This window comes from Umezawaea tangerina (assembly GCF_003002815.1).
Lineage (GTDB): Bacteria > Actinomycetota > Actinomycetes > Mycobacteriales > Pseudonocardiaceae > Umezawaea > Umezawaea tangerina.
This window is the reverse complement of sequence record NZ_PVTF01000014.1, coordinates 17,772-43,990: the sequence shown is the minus strand read 5'-3', so window position 1 is coordinate 43,990 and position 26,219 is coordinate 17,772. Positions and strand designations below refer to the sequence as shown.

The 26,219-nt window shown below is 65.7% G+C and carries 13 protein-coding genes; 6 read left to right on the top strand and 7 right to left on the bottom strand.

What is annotated here, in order from left to right; all coding sequences use genetic code 11:
* Positions 1-101: 101 nt before the first annotated feature.
* From CLV43_RS37160 to CLV43_RS37135, 5 genes are read right to left on the bottom strand one after another with little or no spacing between them, the layout of a single operon-like run.
* Positions 102-1,274: an McrC family protein gene (locus CLV43_RS37160; protein WP_106193542.1), complete on the bottom strand. Its 1,173-nt coding sequence runs from the start codon at positions 1,272-1,274 to the stop codon at positions 102-104.
* On the bottom strand, positions 1,271-3,511 hold the full coding sequence (locus CLV43_RS37155) for an McrB family protein (protein WP_146175049.1): 2,241 nt from the start codon (positions 3,509-3,511) through the stop codon (positions 1,271-1,273). Before CLV43_RS37155 ends, CLV43_RS37160 begins: the two co-directional genes overlap by 4 nt.
* A 2-nt stretch (positions 3,512-3,513) precedes the next feature.
* Positions 3,514-7,443 carry an Eco57I restriction-modification methylase domain-containing protein gene (locus CLV43_RS37145; RefSeq protein WP_211304745.1) on the bottom strand — a complete coding sequence of 1,310 codons (3,930 nt, stop codon included), beginning with the start codon at positions 7,441-7,443 and terminating at the stop codon, positions 3,514-3,516.
* Positions 7,443-10,259, bottom strand: a complete 2,817-nt coding sequence (locus CLV43_RS37140; protein WP_106193537.1) for a helicase-related protein — start codon at positions 10,257-10,259, stop codon at positions 7,443-7,445. Before CLV43_RS37140 ends, CLV43_RS37145 begins: the two co-directional genes overlap by 1 nt.
* Entirely contained in the window at positions 10,256-15,403 is a 5,148-nt protein-coding gene (locus CLV43_RS37135; RefSeq protein WP_211304744.1) for a DEAD/DEAH box helicase, read from the bottom strand. Before CLV43_RS37135 ends, CLV43_RS37140 begins: the two co-directional genes overlap by 4 nt.
* Before the next feature lie 706 nt (positions 15,404-16,109).
* On the opposite strand from CLV43_RS37135, the gene CLV43_RS48735 reads away from it, so the two are divergent.
* Positions 16,110-16,295: a hypothetical protein gene (locus CLV43_RS48735; RefSeq protein ID WP_211304743.1), complete on the top strand. Its 186-nt coding sequence runs from the start codon at positions 16,110-16,112 to the stop codon at positions 16,293-16,295.
* Positions 16,296-16,472: 177 nt separating this feature from the next.
* On the opposite strand, the gene CLV43_RS37125 is transcribed toward CLV43_RS48735, so the two are convergent.
* Positions 16,473-17,594, bottom strand: coding sequence for a TRM11 family SAM-dependent methyltransferase (locus tag CLV43_RS37125; protein WP_211304742.1), 1,122 nt, complete (start codon positions 17,592-17,594; stop codon positions 16,473-16,475).
* A gap of 43 nt (positions 17,595-17,637) precedes the next feature.
* Positions 17,638-18,429, bottom strand: a complete 792-nt coding sequence (locus CLV43_RS49750) for a hypothetical protein (protein ID WP_245887250.1) — start codon at positions 18,427-18,429, stop codon at positions 17,638-17,640.
* 808 nt (positions 18,430-19,237) lie between these two features.
* Between CLV43_RS49750 and CLV43_RS37115 the strand changes: the two genes are divergently transcribed.
* The 5 genes from CLV43_RS37115 to CLV43_RS37095 all read left to right on the top strand — a co-directional run bounded on the left by CLV43_RS37115 (position 19,238) and on the right by CLV43_RS37095 (position 26,198).
* Positions 19,238-20,269 carry a hypothetical protein gene (locus tag CLV43_RS37115; protein ID WP_245887249.1) on the top strand — a complete coding sequence of 344 codons (1,032 nt, stop codon included), beginning with the start codon at positions 19,238-19,240 and terminating at the stop codon, positions 20,267-20,269.
* 227 nt (positions 20,270-20,496) lie between these two features.
* Entirely contained in the window at positions 20,497-20,778 is a 282-nt protein-coding gene (locus tag CLV43_RS37110; protein ID WP_342749844.1) for a pilin, read from the top strand.
* A gap of 214 nt (positions 20,779-20,992) precedes the next feature.
* On the top strand, positions 20,993-23,098 hold the full coding sequence (locus tag CLV43_RS37105) for a TrbL/VirB6 family protein (protein WP_245887248.1): 2,106 nt from the start codon (positions 20,993-20,995) through the stop codon (positions 23,096-23,098).
* Complete coding sequence (locus CLV43_RS37100; RefSeq protein ID WP_106193535.1) at positions 23,095-24,294, top strand: PrgI family protein; 1,200 nt, start codon at positions 23,095-23,097, stop codon at positions 24,292-24,294. The genes CLV43_RS37105 and CLV43_RS37100 overlap by 4 nt, the downstream gene beginning before the upstream one ends.
* Positions 24,294-26,198, top strand: a complete 1,905-nt coding sequence (locus CLV43_RS37095) for a VirB4 family type IV secretion system protein (protein ID WP_106193533.1) — start codon at positions 24,294-24,296, stop codon at positions 26,196-26,198. The genes CLV43_RS37100 and CLV43_RS37095 overlap by 1 nt, the downstream gene beginning before the upstream one ends.
* Positions 26,199-26,219: the final 21 nt, after the last annotated feature.

The window sequence follows — 26,219 nt, the reverse complement described above, 5'->3', positions numbered from 1 at the left end:
CGGACGAAGGCGAACCAATCATTGTGCACCATGCCGGGCTCGCACGTTTGGATTTAGGGAGCCGTGTTGTCAGCTCGAGGTCGGTCATCGACTCGCATCGCCTAGGCGGTCAGGACGACTGCATGCGCGATGCTGCTGACTTGCGCCAGGATGTGGTCCGTCGGCCGAGTTAAGTCAAGTACCCAGGTCCGGAGTCGCGTGCCGGCCTCGCGCACCGTATGGGAACCGGGTATATCACCGGAAGCGTAGATGAGGTGCCCTTCGGGGACGCCGAGAGCGGTGCAGTACGCGAGCATCTGGTACAGATCGGCATGAGGTCGATCGTTGTCCTGCACGCGCTTGTACTTGGCGTCGAGGACCGCGGTGGGACGAGATTGCCTTTCCCAGACGAGATCGGGCCGGATGCGTAGTTGCCGCCGGATGTCGAGGTGGCTGGGATACTGATCGCGCAGCCGCCCTCCGTGGGGTTCGAGTGCGCGGCGGAGTGTCACCGTGAGCCAGTCCTCGAACGCCTTGTTGAGATCGAACAGGAATCCGCTGGCCGCGGTGGATCCGGGCGGCTGGTCGATGCTGCGTCCTGCGAGAACGATGCGGGCCAGCCGAAGCGCAGGTTGGTAGTGCCGCGTCAGCCTGCTCGGCACGGTGTCGGGCGGCTTCTCTCCTGCAACGAGGGGCGTGACGTCGGCGAGCGTTGTCAGCAGTTGACGAAGTCCAGCGTGGGTCGCGGATGGAAGGCCTGGGATACGGAGCAGGCGGCGGGCTGCCGCGAGCAGAATCCGATTCTCGGGTATGTCGACGGTGTAGTCGTCGTAGCGGACTTCGAGGGGTACGACCAGACCAAGGCGACGGCGAAGTTGGTCGGATTCACGAAGGCGACCACGCAGGAGCGGGAGCGCTTCCTCAACAGTGCGATAGCCCTGGAGGACTCCGTGAGTGAGAGCTTGGCGGACCGCGGCGTGGAAGGACACGGCAACTGCGGCGACCAAGTCGTCGATGATGGAGAGATCCACAATGTCGTCGTCGCGCCAGCCGTTGGGGTCGCGGGCGTGGCCGAGAAGCCACAGGAGCCGGTGGATGCCGATCTTCGGGGTGATCCGAAGTTCAATCTCGTCACATCGGAGTACGCCGACGAATGAGGACGCCTTGAGCACGGTGCGGCCGTCGAGGTCTGCGCTGACTTTGACCACTCCGGTGGCGGTGAGGGCGTCGGCTGTGGACCGGGCGATCGGACTGAACGCTCGGGCTTTGTGTTCGGGTAGGGTCAGGCGCCTCACGCTGGCGGCTCGCCGATCTCCTCCTCTGGTACGGATTTCTCGCGCGTGCGGGCGCGCAGGGTGGTGCCGTTGCGGAGGGTGTCAAGGCCGTAGAGGGCATGGAGATCGACATTCTCGCCGATGTGCCGTTCTTCCAGGAGCGGCATGATGTGGTGTTTCCAGATGCGGGCGAGCCCTGCCTCGGTGCCAACCCGTGGATTCATTAAGTATGAGGGGCCGATCGCGGCGTCGCGGTCGGCGATGCGTTCGTTGAGGGCATCGAGCAGGTCGGCGCGGTCGGCTGGCAGGCCGTACGCGTGCAGCCATCGACGCAGCATGTCGGCGACGGGTGTCTCTCCGGGGAAGAGCCCCTGCCAGGAGAACCGCCGACGCATGGCCGAGTCGACGAGTGCGATCGATCGATCCGCGGTGTTCATGGTGCCGATGAGATAGAGGTTGGGTGGGAGCCTGAAGTCCTCGGTTGGTGAGTACTGCAGCTGCACTGAGCGGCTGCGGTACTCGAGCAGGAAGTAGAGCTCGCCGAAGACCTTGGCAAGGTTGGCGCGGTTGATCTCGTCGATGATCAACACGTAGGCGCGGGTGACGTCTTTGTTGGCTTCGTTGACGAGCAGCTTCAGCGGGCCGTCTTCCAACTCGAAGGAGACGGTGCCGGGTGTCGCGCCGCGTTGCGGCCGGAAGCCTTCGAAGAAGTCCTCGTAGGCGTAGGACGGGTGGAACTGGACGAGGCGATGTTCGCCGCCGGTCTGTTCGGTGAGGAACTGCGCCAGCTCTTGGGCGATGTAGGTCTTTCCTGTTCCTGGTGGTCCGTAGAGGATGATCTGCTTCTTTTCCCGTAGGAGGTCAACTGTCTCGGACAGCCAGTCGAGGTCGATGAGCAGCTCATCTGCAAGTTCAGCGGTGGGTTCCGGTAGCACGACTGGTTCGTTGACCGGTGGTTCGGGGGTCACTTCGGCCGGGTCGAGGTCAGGATCGATGCCGGTCAATGAGGCGAACTCGGCGACCTCGGAGCCGAGGCTGCTGACGGTCATCTGGCCGGACAGACGATCCCTGGTTGAGCCAGGGAGCTGATCTCGGGCGAACGGTGTGTTCGCGTTGGCCCATTGGACCGTGCGGCGGCGGTTGCTCAGATGTTCAGGTGTCTCAGTCCACATCGGCGCGCTGGTGATCGTGCCGACATAGACCTTGGCGCCGTCGACCGTGGCGACGATGTCGCCCGGCTGCATCTCGTTGAGGAACCGGTTGAGCACACCAACGTGGATGGACCGCTGTTTGCTCGTGAGCTCGGGGAGCCGCTCAGCGAGCTTTGCGTCGATCTGGGATCGGGTGCGCCCCGCTGGTAGTTCGCCCAGGTCGGGATAGGCGAGCGAGCAGTACCCTTCGGTCAACCACTCGGAGACGAGATTGCGACCATGCACGTTGGCTCCGCGCACGAGCCAGCCACGCAGCTCAGTTTCCCCGTCTCCGGAACTAGTGCGTGGCCGCCAGCGCCTCTCAATGTCCCTGTCGTAGAAGTCGATGTGGTCGCCCCTCCGGCGTTCAAGCGCGGTCCGCAACACGGCAAGATCACGGTCCTCGTCTCCGGTCGGATCCGGCAGATCCTTGGCGAGACCTTCGATGATCAGTTGCTTGTGGCGACGTGACACGATGCGTTCGAAGGTGTCAGGAAACGCCAGGTGCAGCAGCACGTTGCGTTGGCTGTATGCGCTGTTGATCGGGATCGAGTCGGCGATGCCGCGGAATGCCCAGGGGTCAGCGAGGGCAGCCCGTCGAGCCTCTGGTGCGAGTGCCTTCCATGCCACAACGAATCGGACCAGCCAGGCGATTTGGCGATCGCGGTAGGTCCGGTATGCGGTGCCCGCACGGCCGAACCCGCTGTCAAGTGCCACGTCGAGTTCCGTCGGCACCGCGGTCGGCTGGGGTGCCAAGGCCAAGACTGTCAGCAAGAGCTCGCGTTTAGCCGCGCCGCCGAAATCGTTCGGTGCAAGCAGATGCAAGTACACCAGTTCAGCTGCCAGTTGGACTGTCTCTTGTGGAGCACCGGCGAGCTGGCGTTCCAGCTTCTCAGTGAAGCTGGCAGATCCAAGTTCGGGTGCGTTCACGAACCGCTGGAGGAGGTCGCTGGCCGACTCATTGGTCCATACTTGACGACCAGGAGTAAATACGGAGTCATCGTGGGACAGGCCCGCGTCAACGACACGCTGAGCAGCGGCGTAGAGGCGACTGTTCTGGAAGGGCACTTCTACGACCTCCGGTCCGGGTGACGCTCTCCCTGTCCTGGTGCGGGATCGAGCGGACTGACGAACTCACCTTCGGTCATCGCGTCGTACGCAGTCAGGACAAGTTTCTTGGTACGAAACTCCTCATACTTTCTTTGTTCATTCTTGCGCAGCACAAAGAAAGAATCGATTACATGTTCAGCATCTTCTCGGCTCAGCCCGTAGAGATGCAGGTAGGCGGCATCTAGCTCGGCGCGCATCTGGGCACGCCGACTCTCATCCCATTGAAATGGTGCACCTTTGTCGCCCAAATGTTGGGCATATGACTGGAGGTCCCACGCAGTGTACGACAACTCGAGAACGCGTGAGGTAATCCAGTCCCCCAGAGTTGCAGGTTCATTACTCCACTGCAACTTGTTCGAATAGACGGAAGGAGAAAGAACTGGCAGCTGCCTAACCAGACCGAAGGTAAGGTGACTTCCACTCAGTTTTACCCTCGCACAGTAATCCAGGACAAGCGCTGCCAAGTTGGCCTGTAGGCACGCAACCGGTTCGTTCTGAACGTAGATCAGCGGCGCCGTGTGGCCTACAGCTGCAATCGGCATCACAGTTGCAATCATTGATCGCTCATTCGCCGATGGCCCGACGTCACGCCAAATAAGCAGCCAGCTGCGATCCCACCTATTTTTCAGCTCTTTGTATACAAGTGATTGATGAACCCAGTGGCGAGCCAGAGATACGATAAACGGATCTCGATGTTGTTCAACTGTCAGCTTAGGTAGCGTCCCCTTGTTTAGCTGAGCTTGCGTGGCCCCTTCATACGTAGCACAGCGGTGGTCAAAATGGTGAATCATTTTAGCCTCAAACAGCGGCATCATGCGTTCGTTACTCCGCAAAAAGCTTCCGCCCTCAGACCTCCAGCCTTCCTGAACAAGTGTCTCCATGTCGGAAAATAGATCCGATTTGGACGACATATTAAACAAGCCTTGATCAAAGTCGACGTCCCACGGGTTGTCCTCACCCGCACCCTTCGCCCAAAAAATCGGAACGCGACCATGAATTCCGATGGTAATCTCAGCATCGCGGCGGCTTCGAAATACCGGCAGTGTTCCGCTATTCGGGTTTACCTGTAGCACCTCGGAGGGTTGCAGCGCAAATCGACGCATAGGAAGGTCGCGTACATGACGAACCGAGAAAGCAAACGAAGCTTCTGCGATCGGCACTCCACCTGTCGCAACAAGGATCGCAAATCGAAACTTATTGGTTACACTTGGAAATATCTTGGCTTCGTTCTCAAAGTCGAAGAAACATGCGACAGTGCTAGTCTCGACAAGCTTGCTAAAGAAAAGCGCTGTGGAATCACCGGTAGCTATTGCCGTTTCCAATATGAGACCGACCCGACCAGCCTGACTAACGATAGAAGTACCAACTTCAGCAAACAGCGCATAGGTGTTTATACGACCGCGCGCGGTGGTTGGGAATCGCCCACTTGCTTGATAAAAACACTTCTCGGCATCGACAAATCGAAGTGCACGCTGATACCGATCCCACAAGGCTGGACGCAGCGACTGTAGCGCGACTATGAGATTCTTACGCTTGGCCGTCGTCTCAGCCGAGGCAATCTCCGGCGCGACGGTCGCAAAGAACTCTTTGTCTTGAAATTCGACCTGTTCCCATGGCGGATTACCCACAATGCAGGTAAATCCGCGGGGAAAGATCTCAGGAAACTCAAGGTGCCAGTGGAAGAACCGGTACTCTTCACAGAGGTAGCCAACCTGGACTACCTGATCGAACGTGATCCCCGATTGTCCCTGGCTGGCGATTCGACGAATGTCACCAACAGTAAGACCAGGTGTGGCATCCGGCAAGTGAGGCCAGAGGAAAGCCGCACACCAAGCGTCTGCCACGAGTCGAGCACGGATAAGTGCAGGCTCTTTTTCTGCAGCCTGCCAGGCTGCAGCTTTAGCGTGTACGTCAAGTAGGGTGTTTTCAGGGGCACTGGCCACATCCTGAAACGCCCTACCGAAGTCTTGTGAAGGTGCACCGAAGTCGAACTCGCCTTGTTCAGAGTGAATAGATTCTTCACGGTTACGACGCTTGCGCTTCGTCAGAATGGCCGAGTCATCACCAGTCAGAGATGTGAAGGCTGCTTCAGGCAGACCATCATCGACGAGTTCTGGCCCAGTAGTTCCGAGTAGGGCGTTGCCGACCTTGATGTGCGCATCGAGGAATGACAAGGGGCGACCCGGTTCGAGAGCTTCGAGCCACAGCGCTACCTTTGCCAGCTCAGCTGCGAGGGGATTGAGGTCGACACCGTAGAGACAATGCCTGATGACATCGCGCATAGCGTCACGAAGCGCTGGCTCAGGTGGTTCACGCTCACTTGTGCGATGCTGTGCAAGTCGTCGTGCGATGCGTCGCCCTGCGGCGACGAGGAAGTGTCCAGAACCACAGGCAGGGTCGCAGACAGTGATAGCGAGCAGTGCTGCCTCGGGGTCACGGCTGGCCGCCGCTTCGTCGAGGACCGGTTTCAGCGTCTCGTCCAACAGGACATCGACGAGGTCCGAAGGGGTGTAGTAGGAACCGGTCTCCTTGCGATCGTTTCCTGCTGCGACGTCAAGTGTATAGCGGCCTGTCCGGTCGTCGTAGTCGGGGACGAGTTCGAGTAGTGATTCGTAGACGCTGCCGAGTTCCTCGGCGCCGAGGTTGCGGTAGTCCACCGCTCGAGGCATGCCAGTCTCGTCGCGGGTGAGGGAGAGTGCGCGAACAGCTGCGAGGAGATCGCGGTTGGTAAGGATTGCGTCTTCGAGGGGCCCGAGTGTGCCTTGGTCGTATATGCCACCGAGTCCGGGAAGGCCGAGCGCTGGTTGCCCTTCTTCGTTGCCGAGGCTGCGGATGATCAGGCGTAGCGCGGTCCACATGTCAGTATGGCGTTCGGTCGTGTGGCGGCGTTGGGCTTTGCGTCGGAGTCGTTCGGTGGAGAAGTGTTCGGTGTAGCGACGACGCTGTTCGGCTGTGGCCTTATCATCGTGGAGGAGGTTGCGGTCTTCAGCGACAAACAGGACGAGCAGTTGGTAGACCACGCGAAGCACTAGCCGGTGGTAGGCCCCTGGGGTGAGTGTGCCTTGGCGAAGTTGGTCTCGGATCGCGGGTGTTGCGGCAAGGAATCCGGCACCAAGAATGTTAAGTGTCTGCTTCACTCCAGCGGAGAGACGTTTGAGTGCACGGGTTCCGCGGGTAGTGGAGTCTTCGCGCCATCGTTCCAGCCAGCAGGTGCTGGGCGCGGCTGAAGGGTCTGGTTGAGGTTCGACGCGACTGGCGTGGCAGAGCTGCCACATCAATGCGAAATCGGCGAATACCTCGCCGTCGAACATGCCAGCGAGGTCGAATTGAACATATGCCTGACGGACGAGTGAAGCCGAGTCGCGGAGGAGGCGTAGCTCGAGACCATTGGTGAGGATGCCCCAGAGGTGGTCTGGAGAGCGGTTGAGGAGTTCTTGCATCATGGAGTGCGGCGCTCGGCGGGCTGCACCGGATACTCCGGGATTGAGACGGTCGAGATCGACACCAACTCCTAGCAGATGCAACGGGGTGCACTGCCATATGTGACTCAGCGGATAGGTGGTGTCGGCGACGGCGAGACCGCCTGCCGGGACAGCGGGAAGACGACCGTAACCGAGTTCATCGAACAGAACGCGAAGCCATTGGGATCGGGTGGTTTCGACCTGGTAACCGGTGTCCTCTCCAGGTGGAACAGTGCGTCGGAAAGCAAGCCAGGCTCCCCGGAGTCGCTCCCAGGAGCGGTTGGCTGCTTCGCGTACCGTTTCGGACTCGGCGAGGCCGTAGGTACTGGGCTTCAGCCCATCGAGTTCGCTGGCGGTAATGGCTTCGAGGGTTTCAGGAGGTAGCAGACCGCCGACGGTGCGGATAGTGCTGACGGTGTAGGTGCGCATCATGTCCCCGCGGGCAGGTAGAGGTATACGCCGAGAATGTCGGCGGGGCGTTGGGCTGTCACGGTGAGGCCGCGGCGGATGAGTTCACCGGTGCTGCCAGCGGCTTCGCGTACTCGGCGGTGGCTGGAGAGGAGTTCGGCGGCCAGTCGGTCTCCCTCGTCGTCCAGATGGGGATCGAGGCGGGTGAGACGGGATTGCACCCGGCGGATGTCTTCGGCCGCCAGATCGCGGGGGAGGTTGCCAGCGGAGCGGGCCTCGAGCAACACAGCGACCTCGTTGTCGGGCAGCCATTCAGGTGCGCCAGCACTACCGCGGAAGGCGAGCAGTCGAGCTTCTTCCACGACCATCGAGCGACGTTCGGTCGCGGTGGGCAACGTGAGCTGCAGGCGATAGCGCAGCAGCAGCAGGGTTGTGCGTATGTCGACAGCGTCGGTGAGGAGAACACCGCTCCGCCGGGCGGGTCGGTCGGTCCCTGCATCGGGGTCGAGGGCGGTGTCGAGGATGTAGCGGGCAAGGGTTTCCACGGTGGGGTCGGTGCGGGTAAGTACCGCTCCCCTATCAGGGGCGGGCGGGATCCGCACGAGCGGGAGATCCGTGGCACCACCGAGTTCTTCCTTCAGTGTCGGTGGCAGACCGTCCAATGCGGCGACATAGCCAGCGGGCGTGGTGGTCAGGGTGGCCCGGAGCGAGGTGAGCGCGTCCACGACGAAGGTCTCGGTTTCGGCCGGGCCGCCGAGCGCGGCGCGCAGAGCGTCGACCTCGCGGGAGACCTCGTCGGGTTTGATCTGTTCCTGGGCGAACAGGCTGCGGGAGCGCTTCTCCCGTTGCGCCGCGTCGTCCCACCGTTGATGCAGGCTGTTGCGGGCGGTTTCCTCGACGCCTTCCAGCTGGAGTTGGCCTCCGGTCTCGGCGCGTAGCACGCCTTCCAGCACGGCGGTGAGTACGGCGTCGCTGTCTTGCGGGACGGGAACGGCGACCCCGGTGTCGGCTTGGATGGCGCGGTGGCGGCGCAGCAGCACGTCGAGGACGAGACCGTCGATGCCGTTGTCTTCACCGTAGTAGGTGATCGCATAAACGTCGGCGGCGCGCTGGCCGAACCGATCGACGCGGCCTTCGCGTTGCTCTTGGCGGGTGGGGTTCCAGGACAGGTCGTAGTGCAGGACTGCGGTAAAGTGGTCTTGCAGGTTGACGCCTTCGGACAGACAGTCGGTGGCCACCAAGACTCGTCGCTCGGCTTTGCCGAGTTCGGAGATTCGGCGTTCACGTTCCTCCGGTGGTTGTACACCGGTGACCCACGCGACTTCGACGTCCGGCAGGGCTTGGCGCAGGGCGGTTCCTACGTACTCGGCGGTGGCGATGTAGCGGCAGAACACCACGATGGCGTCGCCTGCTTCCACGCGGTCCCGGACGAGCCCGATTCCCTTCTTGAGCTTCGAGTCTTTGGCGCCACGCAGTCGATCGGCGTCCTTGGCCAGGCGCAGCAAGCGAGCACGTGGGGTGTCGTCTGCAGGCAGCGCTCCGGCAGTGGTGTCGCGGCCGTCGACGGCTTCGTCTTCGTCGGGGAGATCCAAAACGCCAGCCTGACCGCGAATGTCGGCCTCCTCGACGCTGGTGACGTCGTCTTCGCCGCTGCGGTTGCGCAGGGTCGCGGCGGCAGCGGCTGGCGATGATGCCATTGCCCGGAGCAGCGCCAGGATCGACCACCAGCGGACCCGTTGGTGCACTGGGCCTCCGGCCGAGTCACGCACCGTCTCGCGGGCGTAGCGCAGGACGTGGTCGAACAGCTTCCGGTAATCCGGGGTCAGCTTGTAGGTGTCCTCCAACGCGATGCGGTTGGGGAAAGGTGTGTCTTCGTCGAGGTAGGTCTTGATGTCACCGCGTTGACGTTGGACGACATGGCGGGCGATACGTTCGCGATCGCGCCGCCGCGCATCGCCGGACAGGTCATCGGGCAACTCCGTGAGGGATTTGTCCAGCAGTCCGAGCAGGGCTCGGAACGCTTCCGATTTGCCGCTGTGCGGGGTGGCGGTGAGCAGCAACAGGTGCCGGTCGGGGTCGGCAGCCAAGCGGGAAAGCAGTGTGTAGCGCTGCTGGCTGGCCCTCGCGGTGCGGCCGTCGGCGGCCCCGACGCAGGTGTGTGCTTCGTCAACGATCACGAGACCGGGGCAAGCCCTGATGAACTCGTCCGCGCGCCGTGTCGACTTGATGAAGTCGGTGGATACCACCGTGTACGGGTAGCGCTCGAACAGCGATTCTCCTGCGGGCATGTCGCGTTCCAAGCGCCCTGCGGTGGAGGGCAGGACCAGTTCGGCGTCGAGCCCGAATTTGTCGGCGAGTTCCCGTTGCCACTGCGGGGCCAAGGCGGGGCTGCACATCACGGTGAAGCGGCCGATGCTGCCCTGCGCGAGCAGTTCGGCCACGATGAGGCCAGCTTCGATGGTCTTGCCGACGCCGACCGCGTCGGCGATCAGGAGCCGAACGGTGCGCATGCGCAGCGCCATCAGCAGCGGAACGAGTTGGTAGGAGCGCGGACTTACGGCGATCTGCGCCAGGCTGCGGAAGGGTCCGCCGCTGGAACGGAAGCCCAGTCGCAGTGCACTGCGGAGCAGCCGTGCGCTTACCGCGTCACCGAGATCGTCGGGGTCCGGTGGTGCGAAGGTAGCGGATTGGACCGGTTCAAGGTCGGGAAGGACCCCGGCGATGTCGTCCGCGCCGCCGCCCAGCGGGCGCAGCAGAAGAAGGTCGTGGGTGCTGTCGGGCAGCACGACCCAGTCGCGGCCACGGGCTCGCACCAGGGAACCAGTTGGCCAACTCACGAACGTCCACCTCCGAATACGGTCGGCATCCTGTCGATGACCACGGCCCAGTCCTCACCCTCACGAAGCCGCAGGGCGTGCCAGCGGGGGCGGGCTAGCAGCCGTTCTTCGGCGTCCTCGTCGGTGAGGGAGCCGTTGTGGCCGTCGTCGATAAACACGCCATACCGGCCGGCGGCCAGGTTGTACACGAAATGCGGACGTGCCTGTGCTTCTTCGACGAGCACATCGACGGCATCCGGAAGTCGTGCACCCTTAGAGCGCAGCAGCTCCATGAACGGGTGGTCGCTAACCACCCCGTTGGCAGGGTTGTCCGCCACGACAGCGCCAACTGAGGGTCCTGTCGGGACGGTGGTGGCGTCGGCGAGGTCACGCAGCATCGTCACGATCGAGTGGCGGTCCAGCAGGAGATGGTCGGGCTGGTTGCCGTAGGACAGCAGGCAGTCGTAGCAGGCTCGTTCGCAGCGCTCGGTGCCGGGTTGAGCAGAGCCTCGGTCGTGACCGTCCTGGTTGAAGTGCAGGATGTCGAGCGCCTCGCGGGCTACGAGACCGAGGTCGTAATGCTCACCTGCGACGAGGTTACGCAGCACTCCGGCGCCGCCCTCGGCGGATTCGTAGAGCAGGATGCGCCGTCGTTCTCGGTTGTTGGGCAGTGCTTCGGCGGCGAGCTCGTTGTCCTCAAGGTCGAAGGCTGCTTGGATTCCCCGTTTGAGTGCCCATTGCAGGGTGGCCAACCGCTCCGGGGAGATCTGGTCTGACCAGTGCAAGACGAGAGTATTGCGGCGGTCTTCGACGTACGGGATCACCAGTTCGGGCGGCGCCCCAGCCGCTGCGGCAGCGGCGCGGCCTCGGCGGTTCTGGCTAGGCCGCGGCTCCCAGCGGCCGCTGGTGGGGTTGATGAAGTAGCCGTCAGGGGTACCGGGTGCTCGGCGCCGCAGGCCAATGTTCATCCGGCGGATGGTAGCGGTGTCGGCGTAAGTGAGCCGCGCGAGCTCACGGCCGTCAGCGGTGATCACCTGTGCTTCGCGCCTGGCGTCGGGTCCGCTGGTGGGCAGCCCGACTGCTGTGACGAGGTCGAAGCCTTGGCGGCGGCGTTCTTCCTCGTCGGAGGAGATTCGCTCCCGACGCCGGGTGGTCGCGGTGGTCATTCGTAGCAGGTTCGGGACGGATGCGCCGAGATCGACTTTGCAGATGTCGCAGTGGTCGTCGGAGTCGTTCCATAGGGTGCCGCAGTTTTGACAGCGCTTGGCTCGTTCCAGCGCCAATCGGCCGTCGGCGTCGCCGCGGGAGGGTAGCGACACCTTCACGACCTCGTAGCGGGAGCCCTCGTGGTACACGAAAGCGCCGGGACCGAACTCGCTGATCGCCAAGAACCGCGGGCGTGACAGGTAGTCGCCCTCGCGACGTCGACCTCCCGGACGAGCGGGGATGAATGCCGACACGGGCAGCCGGGGGAAAGAGTAGCCGGGTAGGAAGCCCTCGGTGGCGAAGTAGCGGTAGCTGTAGAAGTCGCTGTAGCCCAGATCGTCGGACTCATTGCGGAGCAGGTTCAGCTTCGTCGCGGCCTCCAGATACTGCGCTCTGGCGCTGTTGACGGCGTCCGCCGAGGCAGCGGCGTCGGTAAGCACCCGGTTCGCCGCAGCCATCTCGGACCGCGCTGCCCGGAACGCCTCGCGCCACCGATCGCAGGCGCGATCGAACTCCTCGACCGCGTCATCAACGGTGCGTCGGATCCAGTCCTCGTCGAACCAGGGCGCGTCGGCAATCTCCTCGACGGTCGCCAGCACCTGATGAGCCCGGTGCAGCGCGCGTTCTGCCGCCGCGCGATCGGACAGGGTGTGCTGCACTGTCGGCTCGAGTTCCAGGCTCGGATCCTCACCGCCGACATCCAGCAGCTCGACCAAGGATTTCCCGAGGGGCTGTCGTGTCTCTGCCAGCCAGATGGCATGGATGTGGGAGCGCACGAGGTCGGCGTTAGCGAGGTCGAGACGGGGCGGGGCGACGGCGCCGGCCACCATCCGGGCAGAGCGGTGGAAGTAATACTGGTCGTGCGCGCTACCGGTGGTGCAGTAGGTAACCACGATCGCTGGCTGCCCGGCGCGTCCCGCGCGGCCCGAGCGCTGAGCGTAGTTGGCAGGGGTTGGCGGAACGTTGCGAAGCACAACGGCGTTGAGGGTCGCGATGTCGACACCCAGTTCCATCGTGGGAGAACAGAACAAGGCCTGCAATCCGGCGTGACGGAATGCTTCTTCGCGCTCTTCACGGATCCTCGCCGGGACCTGCGCGGTGTGTTCCGCTGACCGCATACCGGTCAGCCCGGCCGCGAGGGTGCTGTAGAAATCGACGAAGTACGGGTTCGGAGCGGCACCGGTCTCCCCCGGTGCGCTACGCAGAGGGTCCGGTGCGCGCGTGACGCCATCGCCGGCCAGCCATCGCAGAGCCGCCGCGGTGAGCTGGTACGCACGCTCACCCCGGTCCTCCTCCACGACGGTGACCAGGCCGTAGAGCGCCAATGCGTCCAACATGCCGACGATCGTCAGTTCGGTGTCGGCCGCGGTAATGCGCGGTCCGTCCCCTCGTAGCTGACGGCGCAGGTATCGACCGTAGGCCGACAGGCCCGAGATGAACGCGTCGCCTCTGGTGTCGTCCTGCCGTCGGGATCGCGGCCACACCCGGCCCGCGAGAAACCGCTCTTCCTCCGCGATCGTCCAGGGATCGCGAAGGTGCTGGTCGGACAGATTGCGGACGGCCTCGAAACCATCAGCGTTCAGTGACGCCACCCTGATCGCCAAAGATCGGCGCATTTCGTCCAGGAGCACCCGTGCCATGGACTCACGCTGTTCTGTGGACACGTCGGCCAAGAGACCGGTACGCCAAATTTCCTGGTCGGCGCACGCTTCGTCCAGCGCGACGTAGTCGATCCTCAACAGTGCCGACTGCTCGAGGTTGGGCATGGTGATTCGCCAACCGCGCTGCAGATCCTGATAGAGCCGGTAGGAGACCGCTTCCCGAAGTGCCCGTTCGGTCTCTTGCCGGGCCAAGCCCCGCACGTCTGGTTGTAGCGCGTACTCCTCACGCGGTAGCCCCAGCGCCTGGACGACCGCACTGGCCATCGTGTCGTGCCGCAACCCGTCCGGGCCAGCGTCGGTCACGGCCCGGTGCAAGGCGCTGCGCAACAAGCCCACCTGGACGAAGTCGTTGAAGTGTCCTGCCTGCAGTGAGGCGTCTTGCCTATTGTCAGTGAACGACAACACCTTGCGGGCGTCATCGCGCAGATCCTCCCCGCGCAGTGCTCGCACCAAGCTCGAGGCCAGAACCGTCGTCGCCGAGCTTCGGCCCTCTGAGCCGAGGCTTGACAACTTCGCGAAGTCCTGTTGGCGCGCGGACTCGTAGGACACGCGGCATCGCAGGCAGAACCGGAATGGGGCGGATACGAACGCCGCGGGGACGCCTCCCTGCCCGTGCAGGACCTCATGTCCGTCAGGCCCCACGACGACTTGGACAGGCAGGTGGTCAGCTTTGGTCGGATCGACCTGTTCCGCTCCGGGGCGACCGACCAGCCACCCGTTAGGGAGGCGCTCCATCACCTCGGTTAGATCAGTGGGCCAGGGGGTCGTGGTGTCCACGTACAGGTAGCCACTGCGGGCATCACCGGCGGCATCGTCCGGGAGTCGAGGCCGGAATCCATCCGACGTGCGGATGACCGACAGGTACTCCTGCCCGCACTCCCGACAGAATGCGAGCGGCGCGAGGACGGCGTCAGGGCGGCCCGGAACCGCCACTTGATATCGGGTTGTCAGGTAGCGGTCGGTTTCTGGCTCGATCGAGCAGTAGACGGTGTCGCCCTTGCCGATGAACTGGTGTAGACGGAATGCGAAGATCGAACGGCCGAAATCGTCGAGCTGTTCCGCGCCGGCAAGGAGCACCTGCCGAAGCGAACCTGTGCACGTAGATTCGTCCAGCCCTGTGCGACGCGCCAGGTCCGATGCCGCGTCGGACAGTTTGGTGGGCGGCTGGCGGACGAGCCGCCCGTCGACCGTCCTCACGCCGAACGTCGACTCCACCCACGCCGCGAGGGGGTCATCCCGCAGATCCTCAGCTCGACCCACGTTCTGGACCGCGGCGCACAAGGCGACATCGTCCGGGGCGGGATCGCTGCGGGTGGCCCGGCGTAGCGTCTCACCGATCACATGCTGCGGCTCCACTCGCGAACCGAACAGCCGCTCGGCGACCTCCGCAATCGCGACGCGCTGCTGCTCCAGCGTGCCAGGCCCTGCCAGCGTCGCGGACGTGCCGACATACTGCACCGATGGGCTGCCGCACGCGTCGCGCACGCGCCTGACGAGCATCGCCACGTCCGCACCCTGACGACCGCGGTAGGTGTGCAACTCGTCCAACACAAGAAACCGCAGTTCACCAGCCTGGTCGACCAATCGGCGGCGCTCATCAGGGCGGGTCAGCAGCAGGTCGAGCATCACGTAGTTCGTCAGCAGCACGTCCGGCGGATGTTGAAGGATCCGCTCTCGCTGCTCGTCGCTCTCCTGACCGGTATAGCGAGCGAACGTCACCCGCCGGTCGGTATCCCCCAGAAACTTCGCCAGTTCCAGCTCCTGGCTGTTGGCCAATGCGTTCATCGGATAGACGACGATGGCTCGAACACCACGACCGCTGCCTTCCCTCAGCACGTGGTCGACGATCGGGACCAGGTAGGACAAGCTCTTGCCCGAGCCGGTGCCTGTAGTGAGCACGTAGCTCGCACCGGACTGCGCCGCTGCCACCGCGTCCCGCTGATGCTGGTGCAACTGCAGGCAGCGTCCCCCCACCTGGAAGATCTGGGCGCATGCCGGATGCAGAACCCCATCGGCTACCAGCTGCTGGATGTCTCCTCCGCTGGCGAACGCGGGGTTGAGGGAAAGCCACGGTTCGGGCCACAACAGCCCGGCGTCGAGCTCGCGGTCGACCATCTCGCGGATCCGCTCATCACGCACGCGCAGAAAACCGTCGACGTAACGGCGGTAGTCACCGATAAGCCGATCACGCACCGCGAAGACATCCACCGCGTTCTCAACCCCCATATCCCTTGTTCCGATGCTGAGACTCAACAGAGAGTAGTAGCGCAGTCCGACAAGACGAGCGAACCTGTACACGAACCGATCATGCCCTGAGCCCGAGACTCCAGACTCTGGTCACATCGGGGCCAGTCCCAGGCATGTCCGCTCTCTCGTCACACCATCACCCGACAAGTATGTCGAAGATCGAAAAAGAGCGACGCTCCGTTACGGGTCTCGGCGAACTGGACTGCACAAACGTCAGCGACCACGTGGCGGAATCGCCTGGTGGCCAGCGAGCGCCACCTAGGCGGGGGACGGGTCGCACGGGCTCGCCGTTCCGGTGAACGCAAACAGTTGCCCTGTGCCGCCACACACCACGCTCATGGCCTGGATGCGCGTGCTGACTAGCACATTGACCCGAAGGTTCACCGGGTTGATGACACGCCGAGCAGGGTGCTGGACCTCGACCTGCGTTCCTCCCCCTCGATAACGATGACACCGTTATCGAGGGGGAGGAACACAGGTGGCCGACCCGGTCAGAGCACGACAACTAACCGAGGGCGAGAGCCGCACGCTTCTGCGGATCACCCACCGCGGCAAGTACTAGTCGCTCCGGGGGGCGGCGGGCGACGATCATCCTGGCCTCGGCATCCGGGACTCCGGTGGCCTTGATCGCCCGGCTGCTCGTCGCGTACAAGGACACCATCCGCGACGTCATCCACGTCTTAGACGAACGGGGGCTCGCCACGCTGAACGTTGGTGGGCGGGAGGTCGTACCAGCCTGATCAGCCCCGATGACGAAATGTTCATCCTGGCGACGGCCATCACCCGGCCCACCAACCTGGGCAAGCCCTTCACCCGGTGGAGCGGGCGCAAGCTCGCCGACCACCTGACCCGCAACCTCGTCCGACGAGTCAGGGTCGGCCGGGAACGACTCCGGCAGATCCTGCGCGGCCACGGAATCACCTTCCAACGCACCCGAACCTGAAAGAGTCCACTGACCCGGACTTCGACACCAAACTCGACCGAATCGAGCACGTCACGGCCCGGTTTCCACCAGCAGGTGCGGTGGCTGGACAAGCCAGCTGCCCTGGCTCCGGCGTTGCTTCCGGGGCCAAGGCGAGACCAAGCGAACGTGCCGTCCGTCGTCGTAGTGAATGGCTGGTCATGCTGTCCGGCCCCACTCATTCGCACAGTCGTTCACAACCGTCTTAGGTCGCGCCGAGCGGCGCCACCCGAGTTCGATCACGTCGACCGCCGAGCGACCAGCGGTGGTGTGGCTGGTGGTCTTGTGCAGCGCGGTGCGGAACACCAGGACGTCCTCGTGGGCGATCAGGTGCAGCGGCAGTCCGGCCTCGCGCTGTTTGCGGATGAAGTCCCGCTGGAAGAACGACCCGCGGGCGACGAGATCGGTCTCGGCGGCACGGGCCAACAGCGCGACGTTGCGTTCGACCGGGATCAGGCCGGCGGCGCGTCCACAGGCCAACACCTGGGAGGGCAGGTCGATCAGTTCGGAGTGTTCGCGCCAGGGGCGGATGGTGATGGCGATGTGCCCGCCGGGTTTGAGGAAGGTGCGCAGGGCGGCGAGGATGCGGGTGAATCCGGCGAGTAGTCGGTGGTGGCCGATGTTGGCGAGGTTGCCACGGTCCAGCTGGTTGCCGTAGAGGTGGTGGTACTTCTGCACCCCCTGCCCCGGCGATACCGATACTTGCCCGTGGGTTGAGGGGCCGTAGGGCGGGGAGGTGACCACGAGCGCCGCCTGCCCCACGTGCTCGGGCGGCAGAAGTGTCAGGAGTTGGCGGGCGTCGCCCTGGAACACCCGCGCGTCGATCCCGTCGGCGCCGCCGATGCCTTGCGCTCGTGCGAGGTCGAGGTTCGCGTTGGCGACCTTGACCCAGTGGGGCTCGTACTCCACACCGACGGCGCGGCGACCGAGACGGACGGCTTCGACGAGGGTGGTGCCGATGCCGCACATCGGGTCGAGCACAAGGTCGCCCGGCTGGGTGTAGTGGGTGACGGCGTGGCGGACGACCTCGGGCAGCATCTTGGCCGGGTGCGCGGTCGACTCGGGCGTGTACTTGTTCTTGCGCTGCGCGGCTGGCGATGCCTGTGCGGTCGTCCACACCGACACCGCAGATGGGTCCGAAGCGTCCCCGCTGTTGTCCACAGGGTTGTCCACAGCGGTGGGTGAGGCGTCGAGTGCGGGGACGAGGGCGCGCGGGATGCGCTGGGTCGGTTCGTCGCCGACGGGCTCGGCGGTGGGTGAGGTGTTGGCGTCGCGTGTCACGGGCGTGCCTTCCTGACGGTGAAGTCGCGGTTCGGTGCGGTGTTCATCGGAGGTCGTCGCGCTGCGAGACCGCGTCTGCGTGCAGCGGCTGGTGGTCGTGCGGCTGGGCGAAGACGAGGACGTCGGAGTGGATGCGCCGATGCGGTGCGGGCAGTCCGCGCACCGCGGCTAGTTGGCGCGCGCGAGCCTCTCCGAGAGCGGCGCCGTCGGAAAGATCCTGGTGTGTGTCGACGAGGTCAAGGTGGCCGCTGCGGATGGGTGTGTGCAGGGCGACGACGTGCTGGAGGTAGAGCAGGTCGGCGTTCTGCGCGGCGGTCACGATCGCGCCGGTCAGGTCGGTCAACTCACCCGTCGTCCAGTCACAGTGCGTGAGTACGACGAGGATGCCGCCGACGCGCAGCTGCTGTGCCGCGTAGAGCGAAACGAGGTCTGCGCCGTGGTCGCCGGAGTGGTGCGGCGGCAGGCTGGTGACGATCAGGTCGGCGCGGTCGAAAGCTCCCGTCATCGTGTCCGGCGCGAACCTGCCAATGGTGGTTGCCGTTGCCGTGGTGGCGGGTGCGGGAGCCACATCGGGCCCGTCGACCAAGTCCGCGTAGAAGGGGCGGGAGGCGGGGCCGACCAAGGTCGGATCGACCGCGACGTACTCGATGCGTGCGGTGCGGTCGAGGCGTTCGACGGCGGCCAGAGCGTCCCCGAGTTCGAGGTCCGGCTCGGTATAGGGGACGTGGTCGACGACTTCGTCGGATCCGACTGCGGTGAGCGTCGGACTGGTGCGGTTCGGGGCCGGCCGGGCAAGCAGAACGACGTGTGCGGCGGGTTTGCTGAACGAGGTCACGATCCGCTCGACGAGTGCCGCGGGCCACGTGGCGTCGAGGGCGATCGGGTTGGTGCCTGCGGTCCAGACGGTCGCCGGAGTCGGTGTCGAGGCCGACCCGCGGGACCGTGAACGGCTTGTGGCAGAGATGGGCTTGCCGGGGCTGACGCGGGTAGTGGTCGGGGCAGTGGGCCAGGGGCGACGGTCGCCACCGCGTCGCCCGTCGGGGCGGGTCGGGGTCGGGTGGGTGGAGCCGGTGCGCTGTCGGGGTGCGCGACGGTCGGAGTGGTCGGGCTGGGTCATGGGTGTCCCTTCGTCGAAGTGGGTGCGCCGGTGGTGTGAGGCGCTGATGACACCCCTGAACTCCGAAATACAGACCCTTTGGGGACACGCACTCGTAGACTTTTTCATTGACTCTCACTGCGACGAAGTGGCGCGCGTACACCTGTTCTCATGTAACGAGGTGGATGGCCAGCGAGAGGGATGCGCACAACACTTTCCCAAATCTCGTCAGAATCTTCTGTTGGCGGCCAACCAGGAGCGTGACGGCCCGCTCGTGGCTGACGTCAACCTGGTACCGAGCTAGCACCGCGAGCACATAACGCCAGCTGAACAGGTATTACCGACCAAATGGCTTCGATCTTGTACTTGTGTTTCGAGTTAGCCGGAAAGCTTCCAAAAATAGATCTTCAGACGCCCTTCGTGCGCATGCAGACATCACCGGTACCTCGCCGGTAGTAGGTCGGTACCAGTTTGGTTATCGGTTGGTACTACCCGCCGTGGCGTCCTGGAGAAGTCGTTGATTCCGACTTGCTTCGGGAGCCCTTCCATGAGTTCACTTGATGCTGTTCCGCGCTCGGGTTTCGAGCGTGACTCCAATGCGTTGGACGCTGCCCGGTCGGCGTTCGAGTGGTTGGTCGCCGGTCCGCACCCGGTGTCGGTGGACGGCGGGTTGTTCGCTGGTCTTCCGGCGCGGCGGGTGCCGCTGAACGAGCTGCGTGACCGGCTGCTGCGACGCGGCTGCTCGCAGACCTTGCGGGACGCGGCGTGGGCGCACCTGGTCCTGCTCGCCCGCACCGAAGGCGGCACGTGGACCGTGGGCGCGGTCGGCGTCGCGTTGCCCGCTCTGACTTCCATCGCCGCCACGCTGTCGGCGAAGTTCGCCGGTGACCCGAGCGATATCCACGCCGCGGTCCTCGCCGGGTTCGTCGTCGAACTCGGCGAGATCGACCTGCGCCGCCCGCGCGTGATGCTGCGCCTTCGGTGGGCCGCGTACCGCGCCGGCCATGCCGCTGTGCGCGAGGCACTCGACGCGCCGGTGCCCTCGGGGCACGGTCTCCGCTCGACGCTGCCGACGCTCCCGCAGGGCCATCCGGACTTCGTCCTCGCCCGCGCCGTCGCCGAGGGGGCCATCACCGCCGCGGACGCCGAGCTCATCGGCTCCACCCGGCTCGAAGGCGTGCCGCTTGCCAGTGCTGCGGCCGAGCGCAATCTCTCCTACCAAGCAATCAAGAAAGCGCGCCTGCGCGCCGAGCACCGCTTGGTCGCCTACCTGCTCGACGACGTCCCCGATGGCGTGGCCGAACACGACCTGGCGACCCAGGCTGCCAACGCGCTGATCATCGCCACGGCCGCCGATCACGCGACTCCTGATTCCTTGCCATCACGCAGGGTCACCGAACTGGGCGCGCCCGCGGCGACGAAAGTCGGAGATCGCGTGTCCCCGGAGGGCCGATTTTCCGGAGTTCAGGGGTGCGGGAGAAGTCCAGCCACTCCCGCGCACACCACCTCTTCGCCCACGCCGCCGCAGTCAGCGCAGCGGCTGTCGGGCACGACTCCGGGAGCGTCGCGATGCGCCTGACCCATACCTCTGCTCGTCCGCGTAACAACCGCCGGTCCGGTGACCGCCAGCCCTACTGCGGGATTGATCTCAGCCGCCACGAAGCATTCTTGCGGGCCCAGACATCCACGAACTCGGCCTCGCACCGGCCGACCACAACACCGTCAACGACAACGCCGCTCGGTGTCCGCCGCCGATGCACCCGCCGTCACGTCCTGCTGGTTGCCGAACTGGTCGCCGTAGTCCTGGTGGCCACCGGTGCGACCGCGCACGCGGACACCGTGGTGCTGGCGATCGCGGGCAGCGTCGACGAGGTCCTGACCAACATCCGCAACTGGCTGATGGGCATCCTCGCCGCCCTGGCGACGGTGTTCCTCACCATCGGCGGTGTCCGCCGCGTGTTCGGCGGCGGTGACCCCGGCGAGCAGGAGAAGGCCAAGGAGTGCTTCAAGGCGGCCGGGATCGGCTACGCCCTGGCCGCGCTTGCGCCGCTGGTCGTCACCGTCCTCAAAGGCATCGTGGGGGCCTGAGGCGATGCGCCCGTCGATCAGGTCCACCACTCGCCGCACACCAGTCGGACCCACCGTCGGTTCACCGCACGACGCAACGCCCATCACGCGAAGCCGGGCATGTTCGGCGGCCCGCCAGGACATGCTCGCGCCTCCGTCGGTGAGCCTTAGGCAGGCCCACCGGATCGGGCGCATCTTCGGCTTCACACGAAGCCGAGCGCTGGTGGCGTTGGAGGTGAGCCTGGTCGTCCTGCTGGGCGGCTCACTCGCCTCCGCGGCACTCGGTCCGCACTCTGGACCACAGGTGGTGCCGGTGGCCGCGGCGCAGCTCCCGCTGCCGCTGCCGACGGTCGATCCGGACCCTTGTGGTCCCGGCTCGCCGCCGATGCCGATCTGCACCCTGCCGCGGCCGACCACGACGCTTCCGATGACGGGGCTGCCGCTGCCGACCGCGGTTCCGACGCTGCCGCCGTGCGACCCGACTCTGCCGTTGCAGCAGTGCGCTCCCACTGGCACCACGCCGTCCACACCGTGCTCGGGCGAGGGCTGCATCCCGCGGCCCGGCGCGACCACCACGCTGCCCACCACCCCCGGAAACGGCCAACCCGGCCAAGGCCAGGCGACCGAGGATGACTGCGGGATCACCGACATCGGCGCCTGCGTCACCGAGTCCATCAACGGCTTCTTCCAGGGCCTGGTCACCGACGCGCTCAACCCGCTGCTGGACTTGCTGTCCACGACGTTGTTGACCACGCCGATGCCGGACTCGCTGCCGCGGGTGGGTGAGTTGTGGGACAACTCCTGGCAGATCCTGCTGGTCTCCTACGGGCTGCTCGTGCTCATCGCCGGGGTCATCGCGATGAGCTACCAGTCCCTGCAGACCCGGCATTCCATCAAGGAACTCGCCCCGCGTCTGGTGGTCGGGTTCCTGGCCGGTGCGCTGTCGCTGTGGGTGGCGACCAAGGGCATCCAGATCGCCAACGCCGTGGTCGAGGCCGTCATGGACGGTGGCGTCGACGCCGACTCCGCAGCCCGCACGCTGCGCAACATGGTCGTGAACTCGACCACGCAGGGCGGTGTGTGGATCGCGTTCATCGGCATCGTCCTGGCCGGGCTGCTCGTCGCGTTGCTGATCACCTACGCGGTGCGGGTGGCGGTGACGATCATCCTGATCGGCGGCGCGCCGCTGGCGATGATGTTCCACGCACTCCCCCAGACCGAGGGCATCGCCTACTGGTGGTGGAAGACCTACGGCGGGTGCCTGGCCATCCAGGTCGGTCAGAGCCTCGCGCTGATCACCGCGTTGAAAGTGTTCCTGGCGCCCGGCGGATTCGGTCTGTTCGGGCCGACCGACACCGGCCTGGTCAACCTGCTGGTCGCCATCGCGTTGATCTACATCCTGTTCAAGATCCCGTTCTGGGTGATGTCGTCGATCCGAGGCGGTGGCGGCGGACGCTCGCTGCTCGGGTCGGTGGTGAAGGGGTTCCTGGCCTACAAGACCTTCGGTCTTCTCGGTGGCCGGGGCAACCGCACCCCGTACCCCGCTGGGCGCGCTCGTGCCAAGAAGCCACCGAGCCCGTTCGCGAGAACCCGCACCACCTCCACCGGCCAGTACATCTTGCCCCTGCCCGGTGTGCGCCGAGTCCGATCGGGCGCCAAGAAGTCCACCGCGCCCGCGACCCCGACGGGCAAAGCCCAGTCGGGGAACAAAGCGCAGGCGAAGGGCAGGGCTTCGTCGACGTCGCCTTCGGTTCAGGGCAAGCAGTTGGCGTTGCCGCTGGGCGATGACTGGCCGGAGAACAAGCCCGTACTCGGACGCGACGGCCAGTACCGGCTGCCACTGGATGTGAAGCGCACGAAGGCAACCCCACCCGGCGCAGCAGCGACTCCCTCGCGTCCGGGGCGTCGCGGTGGAGTCCAGTTGGAGTTGCCGTTCGACCCGTTCAAGGGCAACCGGCCCACCCGGTCCGGGCAATACCCGCTGCCACTGGAGGGAGTGCGTCGAACACCTCGCCCCATGAGTCCGCCGCCACCCCCGCCATCGCGTGGCCGCAACCGGGTGGTGCAGCCGGAGTTGCCCTTCGATCCCTATAAGGGCAACCGGGCCGATCGCGGTGGCCAGTACCCGCTGCCACTCGAGGGTGTGCGTCGGGTTCCCGCTCCCAATGCCGCTCCCGCTCCACCGCCGGTGACACCTCCTCGCCCTGTCTCGCGAGCGGGACGGCAGTTGCGGCTACCGCTGGACCTGCCCAAGCCATCCAAGCCGCCGACGACGGCACCGGTCTTCAGTTCACCGCCAGCGGTACCGCCGAAGCCCAAGCCAGGAGGTAAGACCTCATGACCGCACCAGTCCGCATCCCCGCCGACGTCGACATGCGCGACCGTGTCCTCGGCCCTCTGACCGCACGCCAACTCGCCATCCTCACTGCCGCCGGGACGGTGCTGTACCTGATCTGGGCGGCCACCCGCGCGTTCGTTCCGATCCCGGTGTTCCTGGCCGTCGCCGTCCCGATCGGCGCGGCCTCGGCGATGCTCGCGCTGGGCACACGTGACGGGATGCCGATGGACAGGTTGCTCGTCGCCGCGATCCGCCAGCGGGTCGCACCACGGCACCGGGTCGCCGCGCCCGAGGGTGTGCGCCCGGCACCCGCCTGGCTCATCCCGGACACCGACCAGGCCGCGAGTCGCCGCACGGGCGACGGCCGGGTATCGCGGCCGGAGCCGGTCTCGCCCTCGGCGCTGCGGCTTCCCGCCGAGGCCGTCACCGAGACCGGCGTGGTCGACCTGGGTGCCGACGGCCTGGCGGTGGTCGCGGTCGCCTCGACGGTGAACTTCGCGCTGCGGACCCCGAACGAGCAGGAAGGGCTGGTCGCCTCGTTCGGCCGCTACCTGCACTCGCTGACCGCTCCGGTGCAGGTGCTCGTGCGCACCGAACGGCTCGACCTGTCCGCCCAGATCGCCGAGCTGCGTGAGCGCTCGGGCGGGCTTCCGCACCCCGCGTTGGAGGCCGCGGCGGTCGAGCACGCCGACTACTTGGCCCAGCTCGGACAGCAGTCCGACCTGCTGCGCCGCCAAGTCCTGCTCGTGCTGCGCGAACCACTCGGCGTCGCCTCCCCCACCGACGGCCTGGGCGGGCCCGGCCCGTTGGCGGTACTCGGGTCGATGGCCGGCAGGCACCGCAAGCAGTCCGGTGAGCAGGTCGACACCGGAACCCGCCGAGCGGCGGAATCGCGTCTGGTGCGTCGCCTCGGCGAGGCGATCGAACTGCTGTCCCCGGCCGGGATCGTGGTCACCCCGCTCGATGCCGGTCAGGCGACGTCGGTGCTGGCGTCGGCGTGCAATCCCGACAGCCTGCTGCCGCCCTCCGCGGGGCTGGCCGGCGCGGACGAGGTCATCACCACCTCCAGTGCCGGTCTCGGTGAGGGAGACTTCGATGACGGCTCACTCTTCCCACCCGGCCTAGCGCAAGCGGGTCAAGAGGAGGACTTCGACGACTGGGAGTACGAGGACGACGGCGATGAGGGTGGGCGGTCCTGATGGCCTCCCGCACACGACACAGCAACAGTCCGGCCACCTCGGCAGCTGCCGCGTTCACTCCCGATGCCTTGTCGGTGGCCGCGCGGCACTTGGAGGTGGGGGGTGAATGGGTCTCCAGCTTCGCCGTCATCGGATTCCCGCGCGAGGTGCATCCCGGCTGGCTGGCACCGCTGCTGACCTACCCCGGCCGCTTGGACGTGTCGGTGCACATCGAGCCGATCGACCCGGTGACCGCCGCGTCGCGGTTGAAGAAGCAGTTGGCGAAATTGGAGTCCGGGCGCCGTCACACCGCGGAGCACGGCCGCCTATTCGATCCCCATGTCGAGGCGGCCACCGAGGACGCCTACGACCTGTCCTCGCAGGTGGCCCGCGGTGAGGGGAAGCTGTTTCGGGTCGGGCTCTACCTGACCATCCACGCCGTCTCCGAGACGATCCTCGCGGATGAAGCGGCCGCGCTGCGGTCGCTGTGCGCGAGCCTCCTGCTTGATGCCAAGCACACCACCTACCGCAGCCTCCAGGGTTGGGTGTCGACGCTGCCGATGGGGCTGGACCTGATCGGCATGAGGCGCACCTTCGACACCTCGGCGCTGGCCGCGGCGTTCCCGTTCACCAGCCCCGACCTCCCCGCACCGGACCCGACCAGCGTGGCCGCGCCGTCCGGGGTGCTCTACGGCTACAACGTCGGCTCTCAAGGCTTGGTGCACTGGGACCGGTTCGGCGACGGGATGCACAACCACAACTCGGTGATCCTCGGCCGCTCCGGCGCGGGCAAGTCCTACCTGGTCAAGCTGGAGCTGCTGAGGTCGCTGTACCGGGGCATCGAGATCGCCGTCATCGACCCCGAGGACGAGTACGCCAGGCTGGCCGCCGCGGTCGGCGGCACCTACGTCCACCTCGGCGCGCGAGGAGTCCGCCTCAACCCCTTCGACCTACCGATCCACACCCGCGCCGACGGCCGCCGCACCGCCCCGAAAGACGCGCTCGTGCGCCGGTCGCTGTTCCTGCACACCGTCATCGCCGTCCTCATCGGAGGCGAGTCCGAGGCAGCGGAGCGGGCGGCGTTGGACCGGGCGATCGCCGCGACGTACCAGAGCGTGGGGATCACTGCCGACGCCCGGACGTGGACCCGCCCGTCCCCGACATTGTCGGTCTTGCGGGACCAGCTCGCGGTCGCCGGGCAGGCTGGCGACCGGGCCGCGGGCGAGCTGGTGGGGCGGCTGCACCCGTTCGCCGAGGGCGCTTTCAAGCAACTGTTCGACGGGCCCAGCAGCATCAATCCCGAAGGCCACCTCACCGTGTTCAGCCTGCGTGACCTTCCCGACGAGCTCAAGGGCATCGGCACCCTGCTCACGCTGGACGCGGTGTGGCGGCGGGTGTCCAACCCGGCCATCCGCCGCCCGCGTTTGGTCGTGGTGGACGAGGCGTGGCTGCTGATGAAGGAGAAGTCCGGCGCCGAGTTCCTGTTCCGGATGGCGAAGGCGTCGCGCAAGCACTGGGCGGGTCTGACCGTGGCGACCCAGGACACCGCCGACGTGCTCGGCAGCGATCTGGGCAAGGCGGTCGTGGCGAACGCGGCCACGCAGATCCTGCTGCGGCAGGCCTCGCAGGCGATCGACGAGATCACCCGGACCTTCGACCTGTCCGCCGGGGAGCGGGCGTTCCTGCTCTCGGCCGACCGCGGCCAGGGCCTGTTGTCTGCGGGTACGCAGCGGGTGGCGTTCCAGAGCATCGCCTCCCCGACCGAGCACTACCTGGTCACCAGTAACCCGGCCGAACTCGCCGCCTACGCCGACACCGCCGGACCGGTCGACGAGGCCGAGGCCGCGTTCGTCGACCTGGGCTTCGACGACACCGACGAGGACGAGTTCGGCTCCGACGACCAGGTCCACCTCGACGCCGTCTGACTGCGCGCGCACCACCGCCTC